Origin of the sequence: Agaricicola taiwanensis (genome assembly GCF_014635245.1) — a bacterium.
Lineage (GTDB): Bacteria > Pseudomonadota > Alphaproteobacteria > Rhizobiales > Methylopilaceae > Agaricicola > Agaricicola taiwanensis.
Map to the genome: position 1 here is coordinate 1055802 of NZ_BMCP01000002.1, position 16103 is coordinate 1071904.

The following is a 16103-nucleotide window of genomic DNA, read 5'->3' on the forward strand; positions in this document are numbered from 1 at the left end:
TCCGTTACAGCGGCGCGGGAACGAGAGCGTCGGTATAGCCGGTTATACGGTAGACGAAAAGCCCGACCCATTCCCGAACGGCGATGTCGACCCGCCGGAGCCCCTCGCCCACCGAGCGAAAGGGCCGCGTCATGTCCTCATAGCCACGGGTGCGGTAATCGACCGGAAAGGCGTCGACCGGAAAGCCGGCGGCGCGGAAGCAGCCGACGGACCGGGGCATGTGATAAGCGGATGTCACCAGCAGCCACCGCTCGCCGGCGCCGGGATTGACCAGGTCACGGCTAAAGACGGCGTTCTCACGGGTGTTGCGCGATCGATCCTCAAGCGTGATCCGCTCGGGTGCGATGCCGAAGCTCTCGAACATGCGCGCCGCTACCTGCGCCTCGGTGGCGCCGCTGTAGAACAGCGTTCCCTGCCCGCCGGAGAAGACGATGCGAGCCTCCGGATAGCGTTTGGCCAGTTCCGCGATCACCGTCAGCCTCTCGGCCGATTCATTGAGGGCTACTTCCCCCCGCGCGCCGGCGACGATGGTGTCGAACGAGCCACCCAGCACGACGATGCCGGCGACGGGGCGATTGTCGTTTTCAGCAGGCTTTGGAAAGCGATCCTCAAGAACCAACAGCAGAATGTTGCCAAGCGGCGATAAGCCGAGGACGGCGAGTGTCAGCACCGAGATGACAAGAAGGGCGCCGCCGAGCCGGACCCAGCCCGCGAATAGCGCCAGCGCACCAACCAGCCCTATGGAGATCATGAGATTGGAGGGCAGAGCAAAGAACCCGAGGACCTTCGACAACGCAAAAAACATCAGGCCCCCAGAAACGCCACGTCAGCTTGCTTTGCCGAAAAGTTCGCGTCCGATCAACATGCGGCGAATTTCGCTGGTTCCGGCACCGATCTCGTAAAGCTTGGCATCGCGCAGGAGACGGCCAGTCGGATAATCATTGATGTAGCCATTGCCACCGAGAAGCTGAATGGCATCAAGCGCGACTTTGGTCGCCTGTTCCGCCGCGAACAGAATCGCGCCGGCCGCATCCTCACGTGTGGTTTCGCCGCGATCGCAAGCCTTCGCCACCGCGTAGACATAGGCCTTGGCGGCGTTCATGGTCACATACATGTCGGCAAGCTTGCCCTGCACGAGCTGGAACGAACCGATGGGTTCGCCGAACTGCCGGCGCTCATGGACGTAAGGCATCACCACATCGAGCGCGGCTTGCATAATTCCCAGCGGTCCGGCTGCCAGCACGGCCCGTTCGTAGTCGAGACCCGACATCAGGACATTAACGCCGCGGCCAACAGCACCGAGGATGTTCTCCTCCGGAACCTCGCAGTCCTGAAAGACGAGTTCGCAGGTGTCGGAGCCGCGCATGCCGAGCTTGTCGAGCTTCTGCGCGGTGGAGAAGCCGGCGAAGCCCTTCTCGATCAGGAAGGCGGTGATGCCGCGAGGTCCCGCACCCGGATCGGTTTTGGCATAGACCACCAGCACGTCGGCGCCGGGACCGTTGGTGATCCACATCTTGTTGCCGTTGAGCACATAGCGATCGCCGCGCTTCTCGGCGCGCGTTTTCATCGAGACGACATCCGAGCCGGCCCCCGGCTCCGACATGGCGAGCGCCCCCAGATGTTCGCCGGAGATCAGCTTCGGCAGGTAGCGGCGTTTTTGCTCCTCGCTGCCGTTCCGGCGGATCTGATTGACGCAGAGATTGGAATGAGCGCCGTAGGAAAGCCCCACGGAGGCACTGGCCCGGGAGACTTCCTCCATGGCCACCACATGTTCCAGATAGCCCAGGCCCGAGCCACCATGGTCCTCGTCCACGGTGATGCCATGGAGGCCGAGGTCGCCCATCCGGGGCCAAAGGTCGCGAGGGAAGCTGTTGGTGCGGTCGATCTCTTCTGCTCTGGGCGCGATGTTTTCGGCGGCGAAGGCCTGCACGCTGTCGCGGATCGCGTCGGCGGTTTCTCCCAGATCGAAGTTGAACGGGCGCATGGTGTTGGCGAGCATGACGCACCTCCCTGAACCGGCTTTGCCGGGGAGCCTACAGGCTCCCCCTCAGCTTGTCTTCAAAAGCCGATGCCGAACCACCAGGCGGCCAGCCCAAGAAAGGCGAAAAAGCCGACGACATCGGTGACCGTGGTGAGGAAGACGGGCGAGGCCACGGCGGGATCAAGCTTGAAACGATCGAGCGTCAAGGGAATGAGAACGCCGAAGCATCCGGCCACGACCATGTTTATGATGAGGGCAACCCCGATGACCGCGCCGAGTTGAAGATCGGAAAACCACATGCCGGCGACCGTCCCGATCATCAAAGCCAGCATGCCGCCGTTGAGAAGCCCCACGCAGGCCTCTCGCCAAAGGACCCGAGGGGCCTGCCGCCGGCTGATCTCGCGCGCCGCCAGGGCTCGCACCGTCACGGTCATGGCCTGCGTCCCGGCGTTTCCGCCCATGGAGGCGACGATGGGCATGAGGACGGCCAGCGCCACCATGCGCTCGATGGTGCCATCGAAGAGACCGATTACAGACGCTGCCACGAAGGCGGTGAACATGTTGAAGAAGAGCCAAGGAAACCGACTGCGGATAATGGCGGGAACACGGTCGGACAGCTCCTCGTCGCCGACGCCGCCGAGGGCACGGATATCCTCTTCCGCCTCTTCCTGGATGACGTCGACAATGTCGTCGATGGTGAGCACGCCGACGAGGCGGCCGTTCTCGTCGACCACCGGCGCCGACACCAGGTTATAGCGCTCGAACAGGCGCGCGGCCTCTTCCTGATCCTCGGTCGCCGCGACCCGCCGGACCTCGCTGTCGAGGATCTGTTCGATACGGGTCTGCCGTTTCGAGCGCAGCAGCTTGTCGAGTGCCAAGGTGCCCAGGAGCTTGTAGAAAGGATCGATCACGAAGACCTCATAGAAGGTCTCCGGCAGGTCCTTGGCATCCCGGAAGTAATCGATCACCTGCCCCACGCTCCAATAGGCGGGCACGGCGATGAAGTCAGTCTGCATGCGGCGGCCGGCCGATTCTTCCGGTAGATCGAGGCTGCGCAGCAGCGCGGCGCGGTCGAGAACCGGCAGGCGATCCAGAATTTCGGCGCGATCTTCCGCATCGAGGTCTTCGAGGATGTAGACGGCGTCGTCGGAATCGAGATCGCGCATGCCTTCGACGACGGTTTCCGTCGGCAGTTCCTCCAGGATCTGCACGCGGACGTTTTCGTCGAGCTCGGTCAGTGCCGTGAAATCGAAGTCGGCACCGAGAAGCTGGATGAAGATGGGTCGGTGCTCTGGATCGAGCGCCTCGATGAGGTCGGCGACGTCAGCCTCGTGGGCGACGTCCGCCATCAACTGCTTCAGCTGATCGGCGGCGGCGGCGTCGATCGCTTCGCGGATCGCGTCGGTGAAAGCGGCTGAGATATGTCCTTCGGCGTCGCGCAGCGCGCCTGCCCCGGTCACGGCTTCATCCTCGGTGATGCGATCGGTATCGCTCAAAGCCGCGCTCGCTTTCGAGTGGTGAGAAGTGCTTCAGCAAGCCGAGGCCCGCTGCCAGCTTGCCACGGTCCTGCCGCTGCATGAAGAGGCGATGACAATCGGACAAAACGAAATCGGCGGCTCAAGAGCCGCCGATTGCATCCCATCCGGGATCAGGAATGTGGTGCGGTCGAGAAGACTCGAACTTCCACGGGTTGCCCCACAGCGACCTCAACGCTGCGCGTCTACCAATTCCGCCACGACCGCAAAAGCCGCGCGATCTCGCCGCGCGGCGGCACCATGTAACAAAACACTTACCCCGCCTCAAGGGGAGAATGCGTGTTTTTCAAGTTCGCTTGATAAGCTCCCGCACCTCGACACCGATCCTGTTGCCGCTGACGACCACACTGCCCTTTGCGACAGGCGTGTCATTGGCGAGGATGATCACATCATCTTCTTCGGTTGCGTCGAGTTCGATCACCGCGCCGCGGCCCATGCGCAGCAGCTGGTGGATGGGCATGGAGGTCCCGCCGAGGATCACTGAAATATCAATCTTGACGGTATCGACAATGGCCACGACATGTTCTCCTGCCGCAAAGCGGCTTTACGACACGGCACCACGGGCACGGTTACTCCATGGTTAACGAATCCTGTAATTTCTCCGGCGCGGCTGGCAGCGCTCCGATCGAATGGCGCGTCACGCCGGGCCTCACTCCCTATGCCGCCGCCGTCGCCGCCATGGAAGAACGTGTGGCCCGCATTCTCCGCGGCGAAGCTCCGGAGCTGGTCTGGTTCGTTGAGCATCCGCCGCTCTATAGCGCGGGGACCGGAGCACGCGAGCAGGATCTCGTTGATCCGGAACGCTTTCCCGTGCATCGCACCGGCCGCGGCGGCCAATACACCTATCATGGACCCGGGCAGCGCGTGGCCTATGTGATGCTCGATCTGGCGAAGCGCCGGCAGGACGTAAGAGCCTATGTGTGCGCTCTTGAGGCTTGGATCATCAACGCCCTTGATCGGTTCAACATCGATGGCGAGCGCCGGGACGGCCGGATCGGGGTGTGGGTGCGGCGGCCCGAGAAGGGCGTTGCTGCTGAAGACAAGATCGCGGCCATCGGCGTCCGCGTGCGCCGATGGGTCAGCTTTCATGGCATCAGCCTCAATGTGGAACCCGATCTCAGCCATTACGGCGGTATCGTGCCCTGTGGCATTACGCAGCATGGCGTGACGAGCCTCGTCGACCTTGGCCGCCCCGTGACCATGGACGAGGCCGACGCCGCCCTGATGGCGGCCTTCCCCGCCACCTTTGGCCCGATTGTGGCTGCCGAGGGCGATCCACAGGAACTGGCCGTCACAGAGTCGGCCTGACCTCCATCACATCGGGCATGGCCTCGGCGCGCGCGATGGGCGTTGTTCGCACCCGGGTGACATGGGCGAAGGCCGGTCCCTGATGCGCCGCCCGTTCGATGGCGGTGAGCGCGTCATCGGCGCCGCAGACCTCCGCTTCAACGGACCCATCGCGGCGATTGCGCACCCATCCCCTGAGGCCGAGGGCTTCCGCCTCTTCGCGGAACCAGGCGCGATAGCCAACACCCTGCACCTTACCGGTGATTTCAAATCTTCTGACGTTCTGCACCCTCGCCTCCACCAATCTCAAACGAGGCCTGCCGCCCGGCGCCAACCATCAGGGAAGCCTTGTTCAGGCGTCGTCATCAATCCGGAAAAGGGGCTTTTCGGATTGGTGCAACGGCCCTTGGCACCGGCGGCAACGATGACACCGTTTCGGTTCATCGAAGGCAGCCGCGGCCCCTTCCAATAAGCGCAGGTTGCGCAGATACGGGATGTGGAGGGCAGGATCGAGGCCGCCGTCGCGGGACGCGGCAGCCCCACCACGGCCGCGAAGAAGGAAAGCCTGCCGAAGTCGCGCCGTGTGAAACTGGGCATTGAGAATCGTGTCTCCCTGATTCAGCCGCGAATCTATCGTGGTTTGCGCATCAGGGCCTAACGACAATCGCGAGAGGCGTTTACGTTGGCCTTGGGGAAAGGGATTCGGCAGCCATGACAAAAAGCGCTTCAGTCCTCGTGGTGGGAGCCGGACCGGTTGGTCTTGCGGCGGCCATCGAGCTCCACAGGCGTGGGGTTCCCGTCCGCATCATCGATCAGGACCCCCGGCCGGTGAAGGAAAGCCGGGCCATCGGCATCAATCCGCGGACGCTGGAGTTGATGGAAGCCTCCGGCGCGACAGAGCGCTTGATCGCGGCCGGCATCAAATTGCGCGGTGTGGTCCTCGTCGCCGGTGGGCGCGTTCGCGCCGAGGTGGATATCACGCGCCTGAAGCACCGTTTCAATTTCATGCTGGCGTTGCCCCAGGACAGAACGGAGGAAATTCTGGCACAGTGCCTCGCCGAGCGGGGGATCCCTGTGGAGCGCGGCGTCAGTTGTGTGGATGTCGCGGCCCATGCGACGGCGGCCGAGGCCGTATTGTCCGGTCCGGAAGGGCGCGAAGAGGTCGAGGCGGGATGGCTGGTGGCCGCCGATGGTGCGCACTCCATCGTGCGCAAGGCGCTGGACATCGGCTTTCCCGGTGCGCCCTACCCCTTCGAATGGAGCCTTGCCGACATCGATCTTGGCGGAGATGTCGAGATGGATCGCGGCGAAATCCGGCTCGACGTCGGGCAGCCGGTCCTGATTCGGCTGCCAATCGGCCCGGGGCGTCACAGGCTGATCGCCAACGGCCCGGATGTCCTTGGGCTGGCGCCGCCTGAATGGCAGCCGGGTGCCATACACTGGCAGAGCAGTTTCAAGGTCAGCCACCGGCAAGTGCAGCGTCTCGGCGAGGGCCGCGTCCGGCTGATCGGAGACGCGGCGCACATCCATTCGCCGGCCGGGGCACGCGGCATGAACCTCGGCATCGAGGACGCAGCAACCCTTGCCGAACGCATCGCGGCCGGAGACCTCAAGGATTGGGATCGCGCCCGGCAGGCAAAAGCGGCAAAAGTCATACGCGAAAGCGACCGGCTGCAACGGCTGGCGACAGCCGATGGCGCCTTCGTGCGGCGCGCCGTGCCCCTCCTGGCCAGTATGGCCCTGGCGCTGCCACCGCTTCACAACCGTTTCGTGAAGACGCTGGCCGGGCTTTGATGGAGAACATCTGGCTCTCCTGGAGCTCCGGCAAGGATTCCGCCTGGGCGCTCCATGAACTGCGAAGCGCCGGACGCCGCGTCACAGCGCTGGTCACCACCTTCCGGTCAGCCAACGACTGCATCCCCATGCATGAGGTGGCCATGGAACGGGTGCGCCTGCAGGCGGCGCGGACCGGGCTGCCGCTGATCGAGCAGCCTCTCCCCTCGCCCTGTCCCAACGAGGCCTATGAAGCGGCGATACGCGGCATCGTGCGACGCGCTGTAGCAGCGGGCGCAACCCATATGGCCTTCGGCGACCTCTTCCTTGAAGACATCAGGGCTTATCGCGAGGGGCTATTGGCCGGTAGTGGCCTAGCGCCGCTTTTTCCGCTCTGGGGACGGGACACAGGGCAGCTCGCACACGAGATGATCCGAAGCGGCCTTGATGCCGAGATCGTGGCGGTGGACGACGAGCGCCTGTCGCGCGATCCCGTAGGAACGCGCTTCGACAGTACCTTTCTGGAGGCGCTGCCTGATGGCATCGACCCGTGCGGGGAGAATGGTGAGTTTCACACCTTCGTCCTGAACGGGCCGATGTTCACCTCGTCCTGAGCCTTAGAACTGCTTGCCGATCTTGGCATCAACCGACCAGGCGTTGGCGCCGCGGATCACGAAGAAGAACAGAATCGCCGCCCAGAGGATGGATTTCTCAGCTCCTTGAAGACCCTCGGCCTTCACGATCCAGTGGAAGTAAACCGTGACAAGCAGGACGAACATGCCCGCGAAGGAAGCCGGCCGGGTTAGGAGACCAATCGCGATCAGGATGCCGCCGAAGAACTCGGTGCAGGCCAGAAGAGGAGACCAGAAGGCGCCGGGATAAAATCCAAGACCTTCCACCATGCCGCTGGCACCAAAGGGATTTACGATCTTGGCGGAACCGTGGACGGCCAGGATGCCGCCCGCAACAACACGCAGCAGCGTTTCGGCGAAGGTCGACAGGCCGGCGTAAAGACCGCCGAGGGAAGGAATGATCAGGCGCGGCGTGGTTTGCGGATTCAGGGACAATGTAGCCTCCTCACGTGAATGCGCCCATTGGACGCACATCACGCTGAGTCGCAACTGATATGCGCGTGAAAATCCCCCGCTTTTATGCACGCTCGATCTTGCATCGGCGCACAACGGCGAGCGTCAGTCCGGAAACTCCAGCCCCATCTCGCGGTAGCGTTCCGGATCATTGGCCCAGTTCTCGCGCACCTTCACGAAGAGGAAGAGGTGCACGTCGACCTCCGCCATCTCGGCGATCTCCTTGCGGGCGGCGGTCGAGATGGCCTTGATGGTCTGCCCTGCCTTGCCGATCACGATCTTTTTCTGGCTGTCGCGCTCCACATATATCGTCTGTTCGATGCGCACCGAGCCATCCCCCTGCACCTTCCACTGCTCGGTCTCCACATGGCTCTCGTAAGGGAGTTCCTCATGAAGGCGCAGGAACAGTTTTTCCCGAGTGATCTCGGCGGCCAACATGCGCAGCGGCAGATCGGAAATCTGATCTTCCGGATAGAGCCACGGCCCTTCCGGCAATCGTGTCTCCAACCAGGTCATGACATCGGCGACACCGCTCCCGGTCAGAGCCGAGACCATGAAGGTCTTTTCGAAATCGGCCTTCTCTGCGGCGAGTGCGGCGAGCTTCAGAAGCACTTCAGGCCGCACCAGATCGACCTTGTTGAGGATCAGGAACTTCGGCTGCCGCACATCACCGAGCCGTTCCAGAATGGCAAGATTGGCGTCATCCAGGCCTTTCTTCGCGTCGATCAACAGACCTGCGATATCGGCATCGCCTGCCCCCCCCCAGGCGCTGGATACCATAGCCCGATCGAGCCGCCGCTTCGGGGCGAAGATGCCGGGCGTATCAACGAAGACGACCTGGGTCGGACCGGACATGGCGATGCCGCGCACGAGTGTCCGGGTCGTCTGCACCTTATGGCTCACGATGGAGACCTTCGCACCGACGAGCGCATTCAAGAGCGTCGATTTGCCGGCGTTGGGAGCACCCAACAGGGCCACAAAGCCAGCCCGCTTCACGTCGTCAGCCATTGGCCTTGTCTCCCCATACGCCTTCGCGCATCAACATCACTTCCGCGGCCATCTGTTCGGCGACACGTTTGGAGCGCCCGGTGCCCTCGGCATCATCCAGTCCGGCCACGGAAACAGTAACGCGGAATACGGGATCATGGTCCGGGCCGGACCGGGCCTTTTCACGATAGAGCGGGATGGCAAGGCCCCGCCCCTGCGCCCACTCCTGCAGAGCCGTCTTCGCATCATGCAGCGGCCGCTGCGGCCTGTTGAGGCGCTCGCCCCAGAAGCGGACCACCAGTTCGTCCGCCGCGGCAAGACCGCCATCGAGAAAAACGGCGCCCACGATGGCCTCGCAGATATCCGCCAGAATAGCCTTCTTTCGCCGCCCGCCCGAATGCGCCTCGCCGGCACCTAGCCGAATGGCAGGCGCGGCCTCCATCGCCGCGGCCACTTCGGCGCAGGTGTCGGCGCGGACGAGATCCGCCAGCCGCCGCGACAGCTCCCCCTCCTCGGCCTCTGGAAAGGCTTTCAGCAGCATGTTGCACACGGCAAGGCCGAGAACCCGGTCGCCCAAAAACTCGAGCCGCTGGTAGCTGCCCAGCCGCGATCCGTCATTCGGCAAGGCGCTGATGTGCGTCAGCGCCTGCTCCAGCAGGGCTTTGTCTTTAAAGTGATAGCCGAGATGCGCTTCGAGCCCGGCAAGGACATGAACGCGCTTCATCCGAGAAGGTCGAAGATGCGGCCCCAGCGCACGGTCCAGGGCCAATTCCACACAGCCCAGGCCGGCGACCCTTCTTCCACGGAGAAGAAGATGATCTGGGCCTTACCAACCAGATTCTCGTAAGGAACATATCCGACGGCGGACAGAACGCGGCTGTCGGTGGAGTTGTCGCGGTTGTCGCCCATCATGAAGTAGTGACCGGCCGGTACTTCATAGACATTCGTGGTGTCGTAATAGCCGTTCTCAACGAGATCGAGGGTCTCGTAGCTCACGCCATTGGGCAGCGTCTCACGGTATTTCGGGACCCTGACGGTACGCCCATCGGGTTCCTGCTCAACATAATCCTCGACGCGCTCGCGTTTCACCGGTTCGCCGTTGATATGCAGCACACCATCCATCATCTGGATGCGATCACCAGGCAGGCCGATCACACGCTTGATATAGTCAGTGGAATTGTCGGTCGGCAGCTTGAACACGACCACGTCGCCACGCTCCGGTTCCGATCCCATGATGCGGCCGGAGAACAGGGGTGGCGAAAAGGGAATCGAATAGCGGCTGTAGCCATAGGAATATTTCGACACGAAGAGATAGTCGCCGACCAGAAGCGTGTCCTTCATGGAACCGGAGGGAATCGAAAAGGGCTGGAAAAGGACGGTCCTGATAACGACGGCGATCAGCAGCGCGTGCACGATCACCTTGACGGTCTCAAGGAAACCGCCTTCCGATTTGCTGCTGTCGCTGCTCACGCTCATTGCCTCATGTCCGCTTCGGTCACGCTTTTCTGATGGTCTGATAGCCGCCTGTGCCCCTGCGCGCAACGCAGGCGGTCATTCGGGAACGGCGCTGATGATCACCATAGCCTGGGCCAAGGGATAGTCGTCGGTCAGCGTGATGTGGATATCGGGCTTGTAGCCCTCCGGCACCAGACGCTCCAGATGTCGCAGGGCGCCGCCGCTCAACGTCAGGGTCGGCCGGCCCGATGGAAGATTGACCACCGCCATGTCGCGCCAGAAGGTTCCTTGCGCCAATCCGGTGCCGAGCGCCTTGGCACAGGCCTCCTTGGCGGCGAAGCGCTTGGCATAGGTCGCCGCCCGATTGGCCCGGCGTTCCGCCTTTGCGATCTCTGTCTCTGTGAAGACCCGGCGGATGAATCTGTCGCCAAAACGCTCGAGGGTCTTCTCGATGCGCCTGATGTCGGTCAGATCCGATCCTACCCCGATGATCATGCCGGCTCCCGCACCAGATCCCGGCCGAGTTGCATGGCCGCCTGCATCCGTTTGATCGCCGCATCCATGCCGCCGAAGATGGCTTCGCCGATCAGGAAGTGGCCGATGTTTAGCTCTGCAATCTCAGGGAGTGCCGAGATCGCCTCGGCAGTGACGTAATCGAGGCCGTGACCGGCATGGATCTCCAAACCAAGCTCGCGACCCAGCCGGCTGGCGGTTTTCAGCCGTTCAAATTCATCGGCCGCACGAGCGCCCGATATGCCGCCGATAGCCTCGCACCAGGTGCCGGTGTGGAGTTCGACGACCGGCGCGCCAAGCGACACGGCGGCATGAATGGCTGCCTCGCTGGGCTCTATGAAAAGCGAAACGCGAATATGCGCCGCGCTGAGTTCGCCAATGATCGGACGAAGTTGTTCGATCTGGCCGACGACGTCGAGGCCGCCCTCGGTGGTTCGCTCCTCGCGCTTTTCCGGCACCAGGCAGACCGCGTGAGGCGCGGTTTGCAGCGCGATACGGAGCATCTCGCTGGTGGCGGCCATTTCGAGGTTGAGCGGCGCGCTGATCTCGGACCTCAGCCGCGCGATATCGTCATCGCGGATGTGCCGGCGATCCTCGCGCAGATGCGCCGTAATGCCGTCTGCCCCGGCGGCGACGGCAGCCTGCGCCGCGCGCACGGGATCGGGATGACGGCCGCCACGAGCATTACGAACAGTGGCGACATGGTCGATGTTGACCCCAAGGCGAAGGGATGACGTCATTCTGCAGCCTCGACAGCAAGAATGGGCAAACGCCGCGCGGAAATACGTTCGCGCCGCTGCGACTGCGCCTTGGTGACCGTCCACCGGACCGGAAGATAAAACAGCGTGGCGGCCGCAAGCCCGAGCACCACGGAGCCCAGTGTCAAAGGCTCGATGATGGGAAGCAGCAGCGCGAAGGACGGTTTGGCCAGGAAAGCTTCGAAGGCGCCGTCGGCGGCATGGCCGATGAAGATCTTGCCCAGTTCGAACCCCGCGAACCAGAAGAAGGGGAAGGTCAGCGGATTGCCGACAAGGCTTGCCATCGCGGCAACGATGATATTTCCCCCCGCCAGCAACGCGACCAGTCCTGCAATCAGGACATGCAAACCAAGGAAGGGCGTGAACGCCGCGAAAATGCCGACGGCGACACCGGCCGCGATGGCGTGAGGCGAGCCCGGCACCCGCATGATGCGCTTCACGTGGCAGCGCACGGCACGGCGCAGGCCATTGCGCGGCCAGATCATGCCGCGCAGACGGGCCATCGGGGTCAGGGGAACTCGGCGGCGGAACATGGGTGGCCTATGAATAGAAACACAGCCGGAATTAAGGCACGTCAAGCGGGCGCCTGGCCCAAAGCACGGCTTCCCGGCTTCACGGCGGGAAGCGCCGCCAGTTCCGGCGGCAGGGCGTCCGCAGGATAGGCCGGAATATCCAGCGTCACCAGTGAAACCAAAGGCACACCAAGATCGGCGTTGCCGCCGGAGCGATCGATGAGGCATGCCGCGCCGACGATCTCTCCTGGAACATCGGCGATGGACGCCAGGCACTCGCGCGAGGACAGGCCGGTGGTGACGATATCCTCCACCATCACCACGCGCGCGCCCGCCGGAATGGAGAAGCCACGGCGCAGGACGAACTGACCACTCTCCCGCTCCACAAATACTGCCTTCGCGCCGAGATGCCGCGCCGTCTCATAGCCCGGCACGATGCCGCCGATGGCCGGGGACACCACATAATCGATCTTGCCGAAAGCGGCGGCGATCTTTTCCGCCATGGCCTTGCAAACAATCTCTGTTTTCGCCGGGTCCATGAAGACGAACATCTTCTGCAGGAAGACCGGGCTGTGCAGGCCGGAGGACAGGATGAAATGCCCCTCCAGCAGAGCGCCAGCGTCGCGGAAAACCTGGAGAACGTCGTCTTGGGTCATGGGGAACAGTCCTTAGCTCGTCGGGTTCGGGCAGGTCATAGCAGAAAATGGCCCGACGGAAGAGGTAGAGCCGGGATTCAGCCGTTGACGCGCTCAACGGCGCTGACGACGGGCCGCGTCCTCAGATCCCGGATGATGTCGGTGAGATGCTTGAGGTCGAAGACGGCAAGATCAAACAGCATGTCGTGGAAATCAGGCGAATGGGCAATCATCGTCAGGTTTTCGATGTTGCTGTCGTGCGAGCCGATGACACCCGTGATGTCTGCGAGAGAGCCCGGCTCATTGATCGACGTTACCCGGATCTGGACCGGGAAGCGCTCGCCACGCGCCGCGTCGACATCCCAGCGGACGTCCAGCCAGCGCTCTGGATGATCATCAAAGTCGGTCAGGGCGGGCGACTGGATCGGATAGATCGTGATGCCCTCACCCGGCGTCAGGATACCGACGATACGATCGCCTGGAACCGCACCGCCATTGGGTGCAAAAGAGACCGGCAGATCACCACGCAAGCCACGGATCGGGATAGCCCGGCCGCTCTTTTCCTCGGTTCCCGGCACGCGAAAGCGCAGGTTTTCGGCATGGCTGAGGCCGAACCAGCCACCACCTTCAGCGCGTTTTTCTGTGACAACTCCCGGGTCTTTCACCTCAGGATAAACGGCGCGGACCACATCGCTCGACCGCATCTCGCCGCGCCCGACGGCGGCAAGGACGTCGTCAACTTCTTTTCTCGCCAATCGCGGCAAGGCCGCCTTCAGAAGGGCATCCGTATAGGCCTTGCCCGCACGCTCGAAGGCACGCTCGATGATCTGCCGTCCAAAGCCCGCATATTGTGCGCGGACGGCGGCGCGGGTCGCCCGCCGGATAGCTGCCCGTGCCTTCCCCGTCACCACGATGGACTCCCAGGCGGCGGGAGGCTGCTTCACATTGGATCTGACGATCTCGACTTCGTCGCCATTCTGGAGATGTGAAACGAGAGGAGCGATCCGACCGTTGATCTTGGCTCCGACGCATGAGTTGCCGACGTCGGTATGAACGGCATAGGCAAAATCGATAGGCGTCGCGCCGCGGGGCAAGGCAATCAGCTTTCCCTTGGGCGTGAAGCAGAAGACCTGATCCTGGAAGAGCTCCAGCTTGGTGTGTTCGAGAAATTCCTCGGGGCTGTCACCTTCGTTCAAAAGCTCGATGGTGCGGCGCAGCCAATCGTAGGCGCGGCTGTCCTGCGAAAGCTGTCCTGTCGGTGAGATAAGGCCGTCCTTGTAGAGCGCATGCGCCGCGATGCCGAGTTCGGCGATTTCGTTCATGGCATCGGTGCGGATCTGAAGCTCGACCCGCTGATGCCGCGGACCGATCACGGTGGTATGGAGCGAACGATAATCGTTCTGCTTGGGCGTCGAGATGTAGTCCTTGTACCGGCCCGGCACCATGGGCCAGGTGGTGTGGACGACGCCGAGCGCGCGGTAGCAGTCCTCGATGGTCGGCACGATGACGCGAAAGCCGAAGATGTCGGAGAGTTGCTCGAAGGCGACAGCCTTGCTCTCCATCTTGTGCCAGATGGAATATGGCCGCTTCTCGCGGCCGCGGATCACCGCTTCGATGCCGCGATCCGCCAGCTTCTGCGACAGCTGGCTTTCGATTTCCTCGATCAGGCCGAGAGATCGCTCCTTGAGCCGCTCCAGCCGCTGCAGGATCGTCGTGCGCGCCTCGGGAAAAAGGTGACTGAAGGATAGCTCCTCCAGTTCATCTCGCATTTCCTGCATACCCATGCGGCCGGCAAGCGGAGCATAGATATCCAGCGTCTCCTGTGCGATGCGTCCGCGCTTTTCCGCCGGAGCGTAGTGCAGCGTGCGCATGTTGTGGAGCCGGTCGGCCAGCTTCACCAAAAGCACGCGCACGTCATCGGCGATCGCGAGCAGAAGCTTGCGCAGGTTTTCAGCCTGCGCGGCCTGCTTCGAGACGAGATCAAGCTTCTTCAGCTTGGTCAGGCCCTCGACAAGACGCCCGATGTCCTTGCCGAACAGGGCATCGATCTCGTCGCGCGTGGTGTCGGTATCCTCGATGGTGTCATGCAGAAGCGCCGCAACAATGGTCGCGGTGTCCAGCTTGAACTCCGTCAGGATGGCGGCCACTTCGAGGGGATGGGAGAAATAGGGATCGCCCGAAGCCCGCTTCTGCGAGCCGTGCGCCTTCATGGCATAAACGTAAGCGCGATTGAGGATCGCCTCGTCCGCCTGAGGATTATAAGCCTTTACCCGTTCGACCAGTTCGTACTGCCGGATCATTCCACACGACCGCCGGAGTGGCCGTGATGGCCCTCACTTTTCCGCTATCTGATATCGAACGGGTTAACATCAGACGCAAGTGGCGCCCGAAGGCGCCACCAAACTTCATGCGTCCGCAAGAAGCGGATCACTCGTCGTCGTCGCTCGAAGTCGGAGGAGCGAGCCCTTCCAGACCACGCAGCAGGTCTTCCTCGGTCATGCGGTCGAATTGCACGTCCGGCGTATCGGCCGAAGCGCCACCGGCCGGCGGCAGCATCGGAACGAGCTCGGCCTCGGGCTCGTCGACCTCGACGTATTTCTGCAGGGAGTGGATCAGATCTTCCTTGAGATCTTCCGGGCTGACAGTCTCCTCAGCGATCTCGCGCAGGGCAACGACAGGGTTCTTGTCGTTGTCCCGATCGACGGTCAGCGGCTGGCCACCTGCGATCATCTTGGCGCGATGTCCGGCCAGGAGAACCAGTTCAAAGCGATTTTCAACCTTGTCGACGCAATCTTCGACAGTGACGCGAGCCATGGCCCGTCCTCATATTTCGGGGTGTGGAGATTTGGGTTTCACATAACCCAGGGCAGACCCCGGTGCAACCCACCATGACAGATTGACGTCGTTGCGGTAAAATGTTCAAAACGGAAGGTTCAGTGCTCTTAGCACACCATTGATCGTAAAGACGAAGGATTTTTTATGTCCCGTACAGGTAACAAGATTGCTGTATTTATTGATGGAGCAAATCTTTACTCAACAACGAAGACGCTCGGCTTCGATATCGACTTCAAGAAGCTGCTCACCGAGATCGGCAATTACGGCTATCTGGTGCGTGCGTACTATTACACCGCCTTCATTGAAGATCAGGAATTCACTTCTATACGTCCGTTGATCGACTGGCTGGACTATAACGGCTATACCGTCGTCTCGAAACCGACCAAGGAATATGTGGACGGCAGCGGCCGCCGCAAATTCAAGGGCAACATGGATGTGGAACTCACAATCGATGCCCTGGAGATCGCCTCCAAGGTCGACCAGATTTATCTTTTTTCCGGTGACGGCGACTTCCGCCCTCTGGTGGAAGCCTTGCAGCGCCAGGGCTGCCGCGTGACCGTTGCCTCGAGCGTGACGACACAGCCGCCCATGATCTCGGATGACCTGCGCCGCCAGGCTGATGAATTTCTGGATCTTGCCACCATGGCCCAGAAGATCGGCCGGCCTTCCAGCGACCGGCCGGAGCGCGTGGAGCGTCCGGTGCGCGGCGCGCGCGGCATCGGCATGGCCGAAGACTACAGCTGAGCC

20 protein-coding genes and 1 tRNA gene are annotated in these 16103 nt (G+C 62.5%); 4 read left to right on the plus strand and 17 right to left on the minus strand.

Features of this window, described 5'->3' with window-relative positions; genetic code table 11:
- Window positions 1-4: 4 nt before the first annotated feature.
- From IEV58_RS12390 to IEV58_RS12410, 5 genes are all read right to left on the minus strand, one after another.
- Window positions 5-805, minus strand: a complete 801-nt coding sequence (locus IEV58_RS12390; RefSeq protein ID WP_188410020.1) for a YdcF family protein — start codon at window positions 803-805, stop codon at window positions 5-7.
- 21 nt (window positions 806-826) lie between these two features.
- Window positions 827-1999, minus strand: a complete 1173-nt coding sequence (locus tag IEV58_RS12395; protein WP_188410021.1) for an isovaleryl-CoA dehydrogenase — start codon at window positions 1997-1999, stop codon at window positions 827-829.
- Between the two features lie 59 nt (window positions 2000-2058).
- A complete protein-coding gene (gene mgtE, locus IEV58_RS12400; protein ID WP_188410022.1) occupies window positions 2059-3477 on the minus strand; it encodes a magnesium transporter in 1419 nt (472 codons plus the stop codon).
- 161 nt (window positions 3478-3638) lie between these two features.
- Window positions 3639-3723 (minus strand) — tRNA-Leu (locus IEV58_RS12405).
- 79 nt (window positions 3724-3802) lie between these two features.
- Window positions 3803-4033 (minus strand): FliM/FliN family flagellar motor switch protein, encoded by a 231-nt coding sequence (locus IEV58_RS12410; protein ID WP_188410023.1) that lies wholly within the window; start codon window positions 4031-4033, stop codon window positions 3803-3805.
- Window positions 4034-4092: 59 nt separating this feature from the next.
- On the opposite strand from IEV58_RS12410, the gene lipB reads away from it, so the two are divergent.
- Entirely contained in the window at window positions 4093-4824 is a 732-nt protein-coding gene (gene lipB, locus IEV58_RS12415; protein WP_188410024.1) for a lipoyl(octanoyl) transferase LipB, read from the plus strand.
- Here the strand turns inward: lipB and IEV58_RS12420 are convergent.
- Window positions 4808-5092, minus strand: a complete 285-nt coding sequence (locus tag IEV58_RS12420; RefSeq protein WP_188410025.1) for an acylphosphatase — start codon at window positions 5090-5092, stop codon at window positions 4808-4810. The two genes, lipB and IEV58_RS12420, sit on opposite strands and share 17 nt — an antisense overlap.
- A gap of 17 nt (window positions 5093-5109) precedes the next feature.
- Window positions 5110-5400, minus strand: a complete 291-nt coding sequence (locus IEV58_RS12425; RefSeq protein ID WP_188410026.1) for a hypothetical protein — start codon at window positions 5398-5400, stop codon at window positions 5110-5112.
- Window positions 5401-5514: 114 nt separating this feature from the next.
- On the opposite strand from IEV58_RS12425, the gene IEV58_RS12430 reads away from it, so the two are divergent.
- Window positions 5515-6597, plus strand: coding sequence for an FAD-dependent oxidoreductase (locus IEV58_RS12430; protein ID WP_188410027.1), 1083 nt, complete (start codon window positions 5515-5517; stop codon window positions 6595-6597).
- Window positions 6597-7190, plus strand: coding sequence for a Dph6-related ATP pyrophosphatase (locus IEV58_RS12435; protein WP_188410028.1), 594 nt, complete (start codon window positions 6597-6599; stop codon window positions 7188-7190). The genes IEV58_RS12430 and IEV58_RS12435 overlap by 1 nt, the downstream gene beginning before the upstream one ends.
- A 3-nt stretch (window positions 7191-7193) precedes the next feature.
- Here IEV58_RS12435 and IEV58_RS12440 read toward each other — a convergent pair whose 3' ends face one another.
- The 10 genes from IEV58_RS12440 to rpoZ all read right to left on the minus strand — a co-directional run bounded on the left by IEV58_RS12440 (window position 7194) and on the right by rpoZ (window position 15335).
- On the minus strand, window positions 7194-7643 hold the full coding sequence (locus IEV58_RS12440; RefSeq protein WP_229729399.1) for a DoxX family protein: 450 nt from the start codon (window positions 7641-7643) through the stop codon (window positions 7194-7196).
- A gap of 123 nt (window positions 7644-7766) precedes the next feature.
- Window positions 7767-8669, minus strand: coding sequence for a GTPase Era (gene era / locus IEV58_RS12445; protein ID WP_188410029.1), 903 nt, complete (start codon window positions 8667-8669; stop codon window positions 7767-7769).
- Window positions 8662-9372, minus strand: coding sequence for a ribonuclease III (gene rnc / locus IEV58_RS12450; RefSeq protein ID WP_188410030.1), 711 nt, complete (start codon window positions 9370-9372; stop codon window positions 8662-8664). The genes era and rnc overlap by 8 nt, the downstream gene beginning before the upstream one ends.
- A complete protein-coding gene (gene lepB, locus IEV58_RS12455; protein ID WP_188410031.1) occupies window positions 9369-10124 on the minus strand; it encodes a signal peptidase I in 756 nt (251 codons plus the stop codon). Before lepB ends, rnc begins: the two co-directional genes overlap by 4 nt.
- Window positions 10125-10199: 75 nt before the next feature.
- Window positions 10200-10598 carry a holo-ACP synthase gene (acpS, locus tag IEV58_RS12460; protein ID WP_188410032.1) on the minus strand — a complete coding sequence of 133 codons (399 nt, stop codon included), beginning with the start codon at window positions 10596-10598 and terminating at the stop codon, window positions 10200-10202.
- Window positions 10595-11356, minus strand: a complete 762-nt coding sequence (locus IEV58_RS12465; protein WP_188410033.1) for a pyridoxine 5'-phosphate synthase — start codon at window positions 11354-11356, stop codon at window positions 10595-10597. Before IEV58_RS12465 ends, acpS begins: the two co-directional genes overlap by 4 nt.
- A complete protein-coding gene (locus IEV58_RS12470; protein WP_188410034.1) occupies window positions 11353-11907 on the minus strand; it encodes a DUF2062 domain-containing protein in 555 nt (184 codons plus the stop codon). Before IEV58_RS12470 ends, IEV58_RS12465 begins: the two co-directional genes overlap by 4 nt.
- A gap of 41 nt (window positions 11908-11948) precedes the next feature.
- A complete protein-coding gene (gene pyrE, locus IEV58_RS12475) occupies window positions 11949-12542 on the minus strand; it encodes an orotate phosphoribosyltransferase (protein WP_188410035.1) in 594 nt (197 codons plus the stop codon).
- A 77-nt stretch (window positions 12543-12619) separates the two neighbouring features.
- Window positions 12620-14821 (minus strand): RelA/SpoT family protein, encoded by a 2202-nt coding sequence (locus IEV58_RS12480; protein WP_188410036.1) that lies wholly within the window; start codon window positions 14819-14821, stop codon window positions 12620-12622.
- A gap of 127 nt (window positions 14822-14948) precedes the next feature.
- The gene (rpoZ, locus tag IEV58_RS12485; RefSeq protein ID WP_188410037.1) at window positions 14949-15335 is read right to left on the minus strand and encodes a DNA-directed RNA polymerase subunit omega; all 387 of its coding nucleotides are present in this window, start codon (window positions 15333-15335) and stop codon (window positions 14949-14951) included.
- Window positions 15336-15500: 165 nt separating this feature from the next.
- Here rpoZ and IEV58_RS12490 point away from each other — a divergent pair, with 165 nt between their 5' ends.
- Window positions 15501-16100, plus strand: coding sequence for a LabA-like NYN domain-containing protein (locus tag IEV58_RS12490; protein WP_188410038.1), 600 nt, complete (start codon window positions 15501-15503; stop codon window positions 16098-16100).
- The last annotated feature ends 3 nt before the right edge of the window (window positions 16101-16103 follow it).

Excerpts from the sequence above, each read along its gene's own strand:
- IEV58_RS12430 (WP_188410027.1), top strand. The coding sequence starts at position 5,515 with ATGACAAAAAGCGCTTCAGTCCTCGTGGTGGGAGCCGGACCGGTTGGT.
- IEV58_RS12425 (WP_188410026.1), bottom strand. The coding sequence starts at position 5,400 with ATGCCCAGTTTCACACGGCGCGACTTCGGCAGGCTTTCCTTCTTCGCG.
- era (WP_188410029.1), bottom strand. The coding sequence starts at position 8,669 with ATGGCTGACGACGTGAAGCGGGCTGGCTTTGTGGCCCTGTTGGGTGCT.
- lepB (WP_188410031.1), bottom strand. The coding sequence starts at position 10,124 with ATGAGCGTGAGCAGCGACAGCAGCAAATCGGAAGGCGGTTTCCTTGAG.
- rnc (WP_188410030.1), bottom strand. The coding sequence starts at position 9,372 with ATGAAGCGCGTTCATGTCCTTGCCGGGCTCGAAGCGCATCTCGGCTAT.
- IEV58_RS12435 (WP_188410028.1), top strand. The coding sequence starts at position 6,597 with ATGGAGAACATCTGGCTCTCCTGGAGCTCCGGCAAGGATTCCGCCTGG.
- IEV58_RS12490 (WP_188410038.1), top strand. The coding sequence starts at position 15,501 with ATGTCCCGTACAGGTAACAAGATTGCTGTATTTATTGATGGAGCAAAT.
- IEV58_RS12465 (WP_188410033.1), bottom strand. The coding sequence starts at position 11,356 with ATGACGTCATCCCTTCGCCTTGGGGTCAACATCGACCATGTCGCCACT.
- acpS (WP_188410032.1), bottom strand. The coding sequence starts at position 10,598 with ATGATCATCGGGGTAGGATCGGATCTGACCGACATCAGGCGCATCGAG.
- lipB (WP_188410024.1), top strand. The coding sequence starts at position 4,093 with ATGGTTAACGAATCCTGTAATTTCTCCGGCGCGGCTGGCAGCGCTCCG.
- IEV58_RS12480 (WP_188410036.1), bottom strand. The coding sequence starts at position 14,821 with ATGATCCGGCAGTACGAACTGGTCGAACGGGTAAAGGCTTATAATCCT.
- pyrE (WP_188410035.1), bottom strand. The coding sequence starts at position 12,542 with ATGACCCAAGACGACGTTCTCCAGGTTTTCCGCGACGCTGGCGCTCTG.
- IEV58_RS12390 (WP_188410020.1), bottom strand. The coding sequence starts at position 805 with ATGTTTTTTGCGTTGTCGAAGGTCCTCGGGTTCTTTGCTCTGCCCTCC.
- IEV58_RS12470 (WP_188410034.1), bottom strand. The coding sequence starts at position 11,907 with ATGTTCCGCCGCCGAGTTCCCCTGACCCCGATGGCCCGTCTGCGCGGC.
- rpoZ (WP_188410037.1), bottom strand. The coding sequence starts at position 15,335 with ATGGCTCGCGTCACTGTCGAAGATTGCGTCGACAAGGTTGAAAATCGC.
- IEV58_RS12395 (WP_188410021.1), bottom strand. The coding sequence starts at position 1,999 with ATGCTCGCCAACACCATGCGCCCGTTCAACTTCGATCTGGGAGAAACC.